Below are 11,953 nucleotides of genomic sequence, written 5' to 3'. Positions count from 1 at the left end.
GGGTCGTTAGCTCAGTTGGTAGAGCAGTTGACTTTTAATCAATTGGTCGCTGGTTCGAATCCAGCACGACCCACCATCATTTAAGCTGCTATACTATATTTCTCGTGAAATATATCTCGTGTCATTGGATGGGTCGTTAGCTCAGTTGGTAGAGCAGTTGACTTTTAATCAATTGGTCGCTGGTTCGAATCCAGCACGACCCACCATCCTTTTCCTAGACTAATTAAAAACTCCCACGTAAGAATTCAAATCTCAGATATCCTTATCCAAGAGAATCAATTTTTTTTAAGCACATTGCCACACATCCCTAGCTAAGTTATAGCGCACTAATATGATATCAACTGCTGTCCTAATCGCTTCTAGCGTGGGCGCTTCAAACATTCTTTATTACTGACTCTTTGATCTCACAATTTCCGATCCTAGTATCGATTATTATGAGCAGTCTTATGAGCAGTCTTATGAGCAGTCTTATGAGCAGTTTTGCAGGTACTTTAGTAGCCATTTTGAAACATTCGCTACTCCCGCGATGAGTATCAGACGTTAATAGCCGACAGCTTACAACGTTAAGACCTTTTATTACGCTATTGTTGATCATGTAGTGTGTAATTTTTATGACACTTGGGTATAATCGCGACCCTTGTCGCAATTGAGATGTAGGTAAATGTCAGTAGCATTTCGTGTGGAGCAGGTGGATTACCCGTTCCCAGCAAAACCACAGCCATTATCAGAAGCACGTAAAGCCGAGTTAAAGGCAGAAATAAAAGCCTTACTTAAGGCGCGTAACGCCGTGCTTGTAGCCCATTACTACACCGACCACGAAATTCAGGCATTAGCTGAAGAAACGGGGGGTTGTGTTGCCGACTCGTTAGAAATGGCGAGATTTGGGCGTGACGCAGAAGAACAAACTCTGATTGTAGCTGGCGTTCGCTTTATGGGCGAAACGGCTAAAATACTCAGCCCTGAAAAAACAGTGCGCATGCCAACCCTAGAGGCAACGTGTTCATTAGATATTGGTTGTCCAGCAAAAGAATTCAGTGAGTTTTGCGACCAGCATCCAGATCACACAGTTGTTGTGTACGCCAACACCTCTGCTGCTGTGAAAGCACGTGCCGACTGGGTAGTGACATCGAGTATTGCTTTGGAAATCGTAGAGCATCTCGACAGTCAGGGCAAAAAGATAATTTGGGGCCCAGACAGACACCTAGGCGCATACATTGCCAAGCAAACCGGTGCCGACATGCTAATGTGGCAGGGTGAGTGTATTGTTCACGACGAGTTTTCTTCACAAAAACTTGGTGATATGAAAGCCCTTTATCCCAACGCCGCAGTGTTAGTACATCCAGAGTCGCCAGCCAGTGTTGTAGACATGGCGGATGCAGTTGGTTCTACAAGTCAGCTGATTAAAGCATCGCAAGAAATGGACAATGACACCTTTATTGTTGCTACCGATAAAGGTATTTTCTACAAGATGCAGCAACTAGAGCCAAATAAGACGTTTATAGAGGCTCCAACGGGCGGTAACGGCGCTACGTGCAAAAGTTGTGCTCACTGCCCATGGATGGCAATGAACGGGTTAGAGGCGATTAAGGCGTCGTTAACCGAGGGTAGTGATGGGCACGAAATATTTGTCGATGATTCACTTCGCACTGACGCGCTTATCCCACTTGATCGCATGCTACAATTTTCAGCTGAATTGAAAGCAAAGGGCGGCCTGTAGTAAATAGTCTGTTTTATAAGCACTTGCATACTTATTTTAAGCAAGTTCTTGATAATAGCTGTGGGTTTACCTACTATACGCGCGCTCAAGGAATTTCATTAACGAAACGTTCTTGATAAAAAATTTGGAGAGGTGGCTGAGTGGCTGAAGGCGCACGCCTGGAAAGTGTGTTTAGGGTTAAACCTAACGAGGGTTCGAATCCCTCTCTCTCCGCCAAATAGCATCGAGGCCTTGCATGACGCAGGGCCTTGCTGTTTCTAGGGTTTAGAGAATCGACTTTGCGGACCAACTGGTACAAAAGGTTGGTACAAATGAGTATAATGAGTTCTCCGTTTAAGCATCCAAGTTCAGGCACTTATTACCTCAGAAAAGGTGTGCCCAAACATCTCACCTCAGTGATAGGTAAGACTGAATTTAAGCAGTCACTGCGAACAAAAGACCTCCGTGAAGCTAAAAAACGAATCATCCCGTTACTCGCTGACATAGATCAGCAACTGGATTTTGCAGAGTTAACGCTTAGGGGAGAAAATAATCACGAATTAAGCTTGCGCGATTGCCAGATAATAGCGAATCGCTGGTATGTATCTGCTCGTGAAAAAGTCCAAAAAACAGATTCATACGATGATTTCCTTGTGTACCACAATCAAAGAAACGAAGGCTTAGTATGGGACTCATCACAAAAGGATTATAGAAACCTTGAGGTGTATGCTCACTGGTTTGGGCTCTCTGATACGCTGTCGTTACAAGGCTCAGAAATATTGCGTGCATCTAATTCAGAGTTGCAAGGTTTTGCTCAGGAGCTCGCCCACCTAATTGACCCACAGCTTAAATTAAATGGGTTGTCTATACCTCGTTCAAGCATTTCATATATCAATTTAGCGAAGGCTTTTTATAGTCATTTAGTGGACTTGGAAAAGCTTTGCTTAAGTCGTTATAGGGGTAAATGGAATGATGAACCCAGAGACATGTCATTGTCCAATGAACCGCTCTCTACGGACTCTGGGAGTACTACATTATCAATGACTTTAGTAGGCCCTAAAGACTCTATATCTAACGTTTATGAGCGTTGGAGAGCTTCTGACGAGCTTCAGCACAAGAATAATCAATCGAGACTTAAGACGTTAGATGAAACCAAGTCAAAGGTAGAGCGATTTGTGTCAATTTTGGGTGATATGGATATCGCTACTATCAAGAAAAGCCATATAGCTCAGTTTAGGGATACGTTGCTACAACTCCCCAAGAGCAGAACCCGTCAGATAAAGCGCATGACTATTTCTGAGCAGATTGAGTACGCCTCAAGCAATTCGTTAAACCTGTTATCTTCCAATACAGTGACCAATGCGATAAAGCAGATATCTCCAGTATTTACTTACGCTGTCGAGTTGGGCCTCATTTCGTTTAATCCTACTTTTGGGGTATCTGTTAAAAATACTCAGAAGAGGACCGAGGTAGACGACAAAGGCAGAGGGTACACACCTAAAGACTTCACAAAACTGTTTTCTGATGAAGTATTTACAGACCCAAGGTTCAGTCACAAATACGGTTTAGCCTGCTATTGGGTTCCTCTGCTTTGCAGGTATACAGGCGCTCGTTTGGCGGAGATAGCCCAGTTAGATCATTCTGATGTAAGTTGTAGTGAGCAGGGCATACACTATCTAAATATCCGTAGAGGTGAAGGTCAGAGTGTGAAGACTGATTCTTCTCTGAGACATATTCCAATAGCTGAGCATATTTTAGAATTAGGCTTTTTAGATTATGTTGATAGACATAGAGGGCGACTTTTCCCAGATATCCCCGTAGGAACTTATGGTAAAAACTCAGTCGCATTTAGTAAGTGGTGGAGTTCAAAGGTTAAATCAAAAGGAGTATCAATAAGTCAACCTGCTCATGCTTTCAGGCATGCTTTCAAGACAGATATGCGTACTCTAAATGTATCAGATAGTGTAAGTGATGCTATAACAGGTCATTCAGCAAAATCTGAGGGAGCTCGTTACGGAACAGTCCCGCTTGAGACAAAAAAGGAAGCCATCGACAGGCTCCCTAGACTAAGTCTTGTTAGACTTTATTGACGTTCCTCTACATTGATACTTAGGGGGGAGGGGCTGGAGTAGACCTCTTTAGTATCGATTGCGTCGTTCCATGACTCTACAAAAAAGCGTTGTTATCGTTTGCTCAAATTTTCAGTACATCCTATTAACAAGTATTGATAACCGTAAAGGTCAATATGGGTCGATGGTATTTAGTTTTTTTAGGGGTACGGCTAAATACGCTGTCTTTCTGTGGTTTGATACAAAGGGACCTGTATCGTCAAGTCGTGCGCACTAGGGCCCCAAAGAAACCTCCGCATCCCTTGCCATATATGGGATTCATAGAGGGTCTTGAAGTGTTTTTCGTGGCAACGGTGTGACCCCTGACGTAAACTAAAAGTCTTCTTCTCGACGCTCCTTTCTTCCCTCATAAGACTCATCGAGTTCACCACTACCAAGGCCAATACCATAGACTAGGGCTGATGTGAACGAGTCGTTAGCGTTGCTTATTGTATGTCTCCACGGATCAGTGCTGCCTCCCTTGAACCTTCTTAGTTGTTGTTCCAGCATTGTCTGTGGTGGTTTTCCTTGTGGTAAAAAGTCTGGGTTAATATCAGCATTGGTCTTTTTCTTAGATACGTACTTCTTTAGCCCTAATTCCCTCACGATCCCAGTTAAGTCATACTGCCCCCCACACCACTCTCTTACTTTCGCAGCCGTGCCAAAGGGTTTCTTATCAGTGTAAACCCTAAACCCATGATCTATTGGCTCATCGTTGTAAGCCATTTTGTTGGCTTTAGCGGTGGCTATAATTAGGTTCGCAGTAGTAAAACGGCCTTGAAAGCCATTTCCCTTAGCTGGGTCCCTATGACTAATGTGGTACTCATAGACTGGCTTTAACTGGCCATCGCCTTTGGTGAACCCTGTAGCTTCCTTACGCTCCTTCCAAAGGGCATGGATACCTTTAATATCATTCTCATCAATAGGCATACTAGCAGGTGACTGCCTTTTCGCAGCCTCAGCAAACCAGCGGCCAAATTCAGACAGCCAAAACTGACCTCCAAAGCATTCTTTACACTTAGTACTGGCCTTTCCGTTTGACCGTTTAGCTGGCATTCGACGTTTGCCACATTCACTGCATTTTCTTGGTGTTACTGCTTTACTCATGGATGGTCACTTGAAACTTATCTGAGGCCGCTAGAGCCCGTTGTACTGTTGATAATGACACACCTACCTCATTGGCAATCTTACGAAGCGATACGCCCTCTGAGCGCAGTGTGTGTATGCGCTGGTGGTTAGATTGATTAACTGGACGCCCACGATACTTACCAGCTTGCTTGGCTTTCTCTATGCCTTCCTGACGTCTCTCTTGAATCATTGATAGCTCAAACTGGGCAACAGCTCCTAACATGCTTAGCATTAAGTCAGACATGGCATCAGACCCACCAGCATTGAAGCACAAAGCCTCTCTATGAAACTTTACGTTAATTCCCTCTGAGTTCCATTGGGTTACGAGTGTCTTGAGGTCTACAAGGTTTCTAGCGAGTCTATCAATGCTATGAACATGAATAGTATCTCCCTCTCTGGCATATTCCTTGAGGTCTTCTAGTGCTGGACGGTTGGTAGTACCACCACTACAGCGGTCAATGAATTGCTTCTTGAAAGAGAGCTCAGAGTCTGACAACTGACGGTCTGTGTTTTGGTCCGTAGTAGAGACCCTGATGTAAGCTAAGTCAGCCACTTCCTGTACCTGTTTGATTCTAAGAGGTGGCGGAGGGTAAAGTACCCATAAATAAAAATCAAGTCATAAAGGTACATTTGAGGGCGGTTTTGACTATGCTCGTATGGGTATACCTATTGAATACACTTTATTTATAAAAAAACTGCGAGCCTTCCTCTTTCTCGATTTGAGCCACTCGAACTGTAAAGCCTTGTTGAGTGAAATATTCTCTGCACTTTTCGATATAGTCATTGTTAAACTCGACGAATGCGAATGGTAGTAATTGTTCCCCAGCAGAAGTTAGCTTGAAAATCGAGTAGGTTGGGGGGGGCCTCATAGTCTCACTGGATAATTCTAGTACCTTATCTCCCATCTTAAATGCAGATTTAAAAGAGTCTTTAGAATTATTTTGTAGAGTTAACGTTCTGGCGTTGTCGCTAGTGTTGTCTAGAAGTCCAGCCTCTTCCATCAGCATGATTTCATGCGGAGCAATGTAGTGCGAGAGCAAGCCAGTAATGACTGGCCGGAAGCAAAAGTTTTGAGAGGTAACGCTGACCAATCTTTGAAATATCAAAGCTTCATCCATTGAGAGGTGTTTCAATACGTTTAAAGTTCTTACTGAATAGCTACCCGGTTTTTTAATCTCCCCAGCTAAAATTCTGCCCCATATATATCTCGTCTCTTCCGTTGTAACTTTCTCTGAATTTTCTAGCCACTCATTAAACCAATCCGTATTCACTCCCTCGTCTGATATTTGATGGTCAGGAGTACTTGTTAGCTCCTCTTCAGCTATTTTTAGGCACTCTGCCTTATTAATTTGTTCATTTAGCTTTTTGAGATCATCTTCTTGTTTGCACAATTCAGCGAAAACGTCCATGTCAATAAATGGCTCGCTTCGTATGTTAGAGGAAAGGTGTGGTGCAGTATTATCTGCAGAGAGGACAAGTGATTTGTCTACGGTATCCTCATACTTAAGATTACCATTTTCAATAGATATGATATCGCGTTTCGTTTGAGCTTCAGACAAGAGCCTTCTTCTTTCAGCCTCAGCTTTTGCTGCTTCTAACCTTGAGTGCTTCGTTGGTTCATAGAGAACAGCGACGGGTTTTGTAACTAGTTCGCGCAATAGTTTTCTAAACCCTTTTGGTAGGTTAGTAAGGTCGTTCAAAAATTCGTACATAAGTATATCCCTATAACTGTTCCAGACGGATACGTAACAATTACTCTATATAAGAGGCTAATTCGACAAGATTCCGGATGTCTTCTTTTAAATAATACTTTGCATCTTGCTCTTCCCAGTGCAAGAGGCTTTTAGAATAAGACTTGCATAATGCTCTGCAACTGGCGTTATTGTATCCATCTGGTATATAAGTGAAACCCCTTAGAACTCTTATAGGAGACAAGTAGGTCACATCCTTTATTCGCCCGTTTTGCCACTTTACAGACTCTGTTTCTACAACGGAGCAAAGTGAAAATTGCACATTGATAAAATTTGACACAGGCTTTCCTTCAATCGTCACTTTAGATTTAACTGAAACGCCACTTTTATCAAACGTATAAGGTTTGCCTACGTGCTCCTCTGCGATTGAATAAAATAAAACGACTGCGTTTAAATACACTTTTGTGTCAGCACAACTCGCTGAGGAAAGGCATGCTCTATATTTCGTTAATATCTGGTCTATATCTCGCAATTCGAGTTTATAACTACTATTTTGATATATATCGAGGAGTATTTCTGAAAAAATAATGTCTAACTCTCCAAGTCCATCAAGGTCAGGCGTTAAGCTTAAAGTGGAGTTTTCTATTGGCTCAGGGATTCCAATTTCAGCTAGATAGTGATGTATGTCAGGTGGTGGTAACAAGACCTTTCTTCCAAAAAATCTTCTTAAATAATGACTTGAATCAAAGCTGTTTCCATAAATAGTTTTGATAGATTCAGAGAGTTGTTTAGTATCAGATGCACAGATAAATACGAAGTTATTGGCTTCAAAAAAGTGCTTAATGACCTCTAAAAACTCTATTGCATAATTAGGCCGACATCTATCAAGCTCATCGACTAGCACAACGACGGGGAGTTTTTTTGATTCCAAAATCTCACTCATAGCCACGAGTGCACTAAGCTGTTCCTTTACTTCTTTCATAGCTTTTATCTGTGCCTGATGAGCACCCTGAATAGAGACCATCAACTCTCTATTGGAAGTATTTATGTCACATATACTCTCAACCGTCTGAGGAATAGTGCTAGCAATTGCGGCTGCTTCTTCAACAGATTGAGCCGTGTCAGTCTCGCCTGAATACTTAAGAAGATTGACTGCTAAAGAACTATACTTGAGGGCTTTGCCAAAAAGAGGGTATAGCTTTTCTTTAAAATCTGGATCTTCGTTAATAAAAGACTGAGAAAGTTGGGTAAGTAATTCAGAAGTAATCACTGATAAAGGATTTTTTGAGAAGTCACTCTCCCAAGCATTTATATAAATTACAGGGTGAGAGTGTGAATCTAGATCAACATATAGACGCTTTAGAAATTCAGTCTTTCCAGCTCCCCAAGGAGCGTCTAAGTTGAGTACTATACTCTCAGATTCTCTAACAAAATGAGATAAAAAAGAGCCAAACTTTCCTCTATTGAGTTTACAAGTCTCCCATGTGTGTGTGCGTTTCCAGCTTTCAAACATATTTACTTCCTTGTAGACCTTAAAATAGGTAGGGTTTACCAACTGCTGTTAAGCTGGTAGCGCTGCCCAGCTTTGTTACTTTAACATCACCCATTCGCTTGATATTGTCGTTTGAGCACTCTCTGGAAAGCCTTTCAATAGGCCAATGCTCTGACTCGCAATAACGTTCAAAGGTATTTAATTTAGACTGGTTTTGGATATTCATCACTAGAAAAGAATACCAACGATACTACCTTAATTTATTCGATATCACATTCCCCTAAGTGTAAAATAGAAATAGTTTTTTTGAAAAAAGGGTAGTCATTCTTACTACCAGTATCATTGATAAGGATTATTAATATGAACCCTAGAGAAACACTTGATCTAAATGGCCAACCAATAAACATTGGCATTAGCTATAAACGAAATAAGGCTAAAGCAGTCCTGACGCTCAAAGGAATCATCGAGGGTATCGACTGCGATAAGGATCTTAACAAGACTGAAGAGGTATTCTTGAGAGCTTGGAAAAGCAATGATGCATTCAATTTTAAGGATGGAGATTTCATTGATATTCACGAGCAAATAGATGACATACTAGAAGACTCTGTGATTACGGAGGAGGAAAAGGTAGACCTAATAAGTATGCTAGACGACATACTTGAGTATGGTGGTATAGGCGGCGACAACGTTGACGCACTAGTAAATCAGCTATTAGGCTTTCTAAGTGGTATTAGTGCAGATGAAAACCTGAATGATGTAGAGATTGAAGCATTGAATGAGATGCTTGAGTCTAACGACGCTCTGACTGAAGGGTGGCCAGGAAATGCTTTAAAACTAAGGTTAGATGAAATTTTAGCTGACGGAATAATTGATGAAGAGGAGCGTACTGACTTACTTAATCTGGTTAAAGCCGTATCTGGCCAAAACCTTATGGAGACGGGCTTAGCTTATGGTTTATCCGCAGATTTCTCTACGTGTTCCACTAAATGCATAGATTTAAAGGGGGTACGTGTTTGTTTCACGGGGGCTTTTGTTAGTGGTTCACGTAACAAGCAACACGAACGGGCTATCCAGCTTGGAGCTGAAATTTCTAAAAGTGTTAACAAGAAGCTCGACGTATTGGTACTAGGCTCACTAGCTAGTAGAGATTGGAAGTTTAGTAGTTACGGTAGAAAAGTTGAGGCGGTACTGTCAAATAGAGTAGAGGGAGCAAAAACTGAGATAATCAATGAAGAATCATGGAATGAACTAGTTAGTAGCTATACGGAATAAGCATTGTTAAGGTGAAGCAAAGTATAACCCTATTAGCATATTAATTAGTGGGTAAAGTGTATTGTTTAGTACAAATCTCTAGTACAAAGTGTAATTGAATGTTATTCTCAAAACATTGATTTATATGGTTTTAATTTTGGTCTCGCATTTACGAGGGTTCGAATCCCTCTCTCTCCGCCAAATTAGCAAAAAAGCCCCGTTTCTTTGAAAAGAACGGGGCTTTTTTGTGTCTGAACAACTTTGGTTTATAAACAACTAAAAAAAATAAAAATCCCTTCACAGAATTCAAACGTAAAATCTTAGTACTATTAGTTTTATTGTTATCCGCATAAGGATTTAGTGAAATGCCAGAGGGTCCGGAAATTCGTCTTGCTGCGGATAAAATTGCTAAGGTTATTGAAGGTCAGCAGATAGAAGATATAGAGGTTGGCTTGCCTCACCTAACTCGAGGCGCTGCCAAGCTAAAAGGCCGACGGGTTGAGCAGGTTGAGACGAGAGGAAAGGCGATGCTTATTCATTTTGATAATCAGCTTTCGGTTTACTCTCATAATCAACTTTATGGCGTTTGGATGACCGCAAAAAGGGGGGAGTTACCCGCTACGAAGCGCTCCTTGCGATTAGCGCTTCACACCAAGGAAAAGAGCGCATTGCTTTATAGTGCGTCAGATATTGGTATTTATCAACCTGAAGAGCTTCTCGCCCATCCATTTTTGACAAAGATTGGTCCAGACATACTTCAGAAGAATTTAAAGTGGCAAACCCTCAGTAAACGACTTCTTTCAGCGCGCTTCTGTAATCGCAGTTTAAGCGCGCTGTATCTCGATCAGCATTTTGTAGCGGGTATTGGTAACTATTTGCGAAGTGAAATACTGTTTGCTGCAGGCGTGCATCCTGACTACAAACCTAAGCAGTTAACCTCAGAGCAAATAGAGGCCCTTGCCAAACAAACGATAGCGGTAGGTAAGCGAGCGTATAAAACAAGAGGGCATACAGTGCCAACGAGTATGGCCACCGCGCTTGCAAAAACCAAGGGAAGCTATGAAAGCGTTCGGTTTATGGTGTTCAATCGCGAGGAACTTCCTTGTAGAGAGTGTGTTACTCCAATAATTAAAGCGCAGCGGAATGGACGCCGAATATATTGGTGTAAAAGCTGTCAGCCATTAATTTAGTTGAATTATCCTATCTAAAAAAACGGAAAAGGTATTACTTAACAAACAACGCAGTAACCTTTTCCATTCGCGCTTTATTTACACCTAGGTCGGACAACCCAAGCCCTGATGCCGACCTAAAGTTAATTTTCTAGTTATCTTCGAAAATAGTTTGAAGTACTTTATTCATAAGGTCTGCGGCTGGAGCTTGACAGGCTTCATAGCCACTGCAGTTAAAGAATACGGTTAATGTGAGATCGCTGTCCGCCACATAATAGTTTTCAGTGATATAACCAGGGTCACCGCCACCATGGTGATATACGTCCTTGCCATTGATATTTTGATAAAATATCCCAAGGCCGTACTGCGTTTCGCTATTAACCTGAACAAGACGGTCATTGGCAAATAAGTGTTCAGTTATTGCGTTATCTAGGTGTGAGTCATCACTAACTATAGCACGTAATAACAGTGACATATCCTCAACTGTAGACACTAAAGGTGCATCGGCTACACCAATATTTTCATATACAAATTTGGTGTTTTCAATTTCATCATCAAATTCAGTGTATCCAGAAATAATACTGCCCTTATCTTTCTCAAGTCCATTGTAATAAGTATTATTCATACCCAAGCCTACAAATAAGCGTTCACGCATAGCGTTGTGATGGTGCTCGCCTAGTACTTCATCAAGAATTAAACCTGCTAGTAAATAGCCGGTATTAGAATAGTTGAATGCCTCACCGGGAGCGAAGTACGCCGTTTGATCAAGTGCAAACTGCAAAGCAAAGATATCGGTTTTTACAGATGATGGATCGTCAATAATGGCTTCAAACCATTCGTCTGAACTGCCGTCATCTAAGTAATCCCAAACCCCAGCAGTGTGATTGAGTAACTGGCGAAGGGTCATGCTCTCACTATTCTCAATGCGGGACAAAATAGTACTGGGTAGCCACGTTGATATTGGGTTGTCCATATCCAGCATGCCCTCTTCGTGGAGCATAGCCACTAATAGAGCAGTGGCTTTTTTACCTGAACTACCTGTTGGCATTTGATGATACGTTTGCATAGGTTCCAGTGTGTCAAGGTCTGCAACTCCTGCTGCACCGATAAAGTTTATTTCGGGGCTTTCTATTGCCATTATTACTCCAGGTACCCCTGAATCTACTGCCGCTTGTAACATGTCCTGATAATTGCCACTTGGTGCAGGCTGTGGTGTTGGTATAATCGACGAGTTTGAATCGCCACTTGAACCGCAAGCGGCTAGACCTAAACACACGACACTGGCTAACATCGTTTTTTGAAACACCTTAATGTTTATCATACTTTATATCCTCGTAGGTAATGTACCGTTTCGTAACGAGCAAATAGTAAAATCTTCAAAGTGAAATAGGGGTGAACGAACATTGGAAACCAAGCTT

Annotated in this window: 10 protein-coding genes and 3 tRNA genes; 7 read left to right on the top strand and 6 right to left on the bottom strand. The window is 41.8% G+C overall.

All coding sequences use genetic code 11. The annotated features are described in order from the left end of the window. The 5 genes from JV36_RS0113310 to JV36_RS0113290 all read left to right on the top strand — a co-directional run bounded on the left by JV36_RS0113310 (position 1) and on the right by JV36_RS0113290 (position 3,786). Positions 1 to 76, top strand: a tRNA-Lys gene (locus JV36_RS0113310). 54 nt (positions 77 to 130) lie between these two features. Next, positions 131 to 206, top strand: a tRNA-Lys gene (locus tag JV36_RS0113305). Positions 207 to 661: 455 nt separating this feature from the next. Next, entirely contained in the window at positions 662 to 1,717 is a 1,056-nt protein-coding gene (nadA, locus tag JV36_RS0113300; RefSeq protein WP_032096028.1) for a quinolinate synthase NadA, read from the top strand. Positions 1,718 to 1,843: 126 nt separating this feature from the next. Continuing rightward, positions 1,844 to 1,933: transfer RNA gene (locus tag JV36_RS0113295), tRNA-Ser, on the top strand. Between the two features lie 95 nt (positions 1,934 to 2,028). Next, entirely contained in the window at positions 2,029 to 3,786 is a 1,758-nt protein-coding gene (locus tag JV36_RS0113290) for a site-specific integrase (protein ID WP_032096029.1), read from the top strand. A 351-nt stretch (positions 3,787 to 4,137) separates the two neighbouring features. Here the strand turns inward: JV36_RS0113290 and JV36_RS0113285 are convergent, their stop codons facing one another. The 4 genes from JV36_RS0113285 to JV36_RS0113270 all read right to left on the bottom strand — a co-directional run bounded on the left by JV36_RS0113285 (position 4,138) and on the right by JV36_RS0113270 (position 8,136). Continuing rightward, positions 4,138 to 4,911, bottom strand: a complete 774-nt coding sequence (locus JV36_RS0113285; RefSeq protein ID WP_032096030.1) for a hypothetical protein — start codon at positions 4,909 to 4,911, stop codon at positions 4,138 to 4,140. Continuing rightward, the gene (locus tag JV36_RS0113280) at positions 4,904 to 5,485 is read right to left on the bottom strand and encodes a recombinase family protein (RefSeq protein WP_032096031.1); all 582 of its coding nucleotides are present in this window, start codon (positions 5,483 to 5,485) and stop codon (positions 4,904 to 4,906) included. Before JV36_RS0113280 ends, JV36_RS0113285 begins: the two co-directional genes overlap by 8 nt. A gap of 127 nt (positions 5,486 to 5,612) precedes the next feature. Further along, positions 5,613 to 6,644, bottom strand: coding sequence for a DUF2806 domain-containing protein (locus JV36_RS0113275; protein WP_032096032.1), 1,032 nt, complete (start codon positions 6,642 to 6,644; stop codon positions 5,613 to 5,615). 40 nt (positions 6,645 to 6,684) lie between these two features. Beyond that, on the bottom strand, positions 6,685 to 8,136 hold the full coding sequence (locus tag JV36_RS0113270; RefSeq protein ID WP_052010162.1) for a KAP family P-loop NTPase fold protein: 1,452 nt from the start codon (positions 8,134 to 8,136) through the stop codon (positions 6,685 to 6,687). Positions 8,137 to 8,475: 339 nt separating this feature from the next. On the opposite strand from JV36_RS0113270, the gene JV36_RS0113260 reads away from it, so the two are divergent. Continuing rightward, positions 8,476 to 9,387 (top strand): NAD-dependent DNA ligase, encoded by a 912-nt coding sequence (locus tag JV36_RS0113260; RefSeq protein ID WP_032096034.1) that lies wholly within the window; start codon positions 8,476 to 8,478, stop codon positions 9,385 to 9,387. A 344-nt stretch (positions 9,388 to 9,731) separates the two neighbouring features. Further along, on the top strand, positions 9,732 to 10,556 hold the full coding sequence (nei, locus tag JV36_RS0113255; RefSeq protein WP_032096035.1) for an endonuclease VIII: 825 nt from the start codon (positions 9,732 to 9,734) through the stop codon (positions 10,554 to 10,556). Positions 10,557 to 10,590: 34 nt separating this feature from the next. Here nei and JV36_RS20055 read toward each other — a convergent pair whose 3' ends face one another. After that, positions 10,591 to 10,683, bottom strand: a complete 93-nt coding sequence (locus tag JV36_RS20055; RefSeq protein ID WP_081926626.1) for a DUF1499 domain-containing protein — start codon at positions 10,681 to 10,683, stop codon at positions 10,591 to 10,593. A 3-nt stretch (positions 10,684 to 10,686) separates the two neighbouring features. Beyond that, positions 10,687 to 11,856 carry a serine hydrolase domain-containing protein gene (locus JV36_RS0113250; RefSeq protein ID WP_032096036.1) on the bottom strand — a complete coding sequence of 390 codons (1,170 nt, stop codon included), beginning with the start codon at positions 11,854 to 11,856 and terminating at the stop codon, positions 10,687 to 10,689. Between the last annotated feature and the right edge of the window lie 97 nt (positions 11,857 to 11,953).

This window comes from Alteromonas sp. LOR (genome assembly GCF_000753865.1).
GTDB lineage: Bacteria > Pseudomonadota > Gammaproteobacteria > Enterobacterales > Alteromonadaceae > Alteromonas.
The sequence above is the reverse complement of the archived record's forward strand: the minus strand, read 5'-3'. Positions and strand labels throughout refer to the sequence as shown.

Excerpts from the sequence above, each read along its gene's own strand:
- nadA (WP_032096028.1), top strand. The coding sequence starts at position 662 with ATGTCAGTAGCATTTCGTGTGGAGCAGGTGGATTACCCGTTCCCAGCA.
- JV36_RS0113290 (WP_032096029.1), top strand. The coding sequence starts at position 2,029 with ATGAGTATAATGAGTTCTCCGTTTAAGCATCCAAGTTCAGGCACTTAT.
- JV36_RS0113285 (WP_032096030.1), bottom strand. The coding sequence starts at position 4,911 with ATGAGTAAAGCAGTAACACCAAGAAAATGCAGTGAATGTGGCAAACGT.
- JV36_RS0113275 (WP_032096032.1), bottom strand. The coding sequence starts at position 6,644 with ATGTACGAATTTTTGAACGACCTTACTAACCTACCAAAAGGGTTTAGA.
- JV36_RS0113270 (WP_052010162.1), bottom strand. The coding sequence starts at position 8,136 with ATGTTTGAAAGCTGGAAACGCACACACACATGGGAGACTTGTAAACTC.
- JV36_RS0113260 (WP_032096034.1), top strand. The coding sequence starts at position 8,476 with ATGAACCCTAGAGAAACACTTGATCTAAATGGCCAACCAATAAACATT.
- nei (WP_032096035.1), top strand. The coding sequence starts at position 9,732 with ATGCCAGAGGGTCCGGAAATTCGTCTTGCTGCGGATAAAATTGCTAAG.
- JV36_RS0113250 (WP_032096036.1), bottom strand. The coding sequence starts at position 11,856 with ATGATAAACATTAAGGTGTTTCAAAAAACGATGTTAGCCAGTGTCGTG.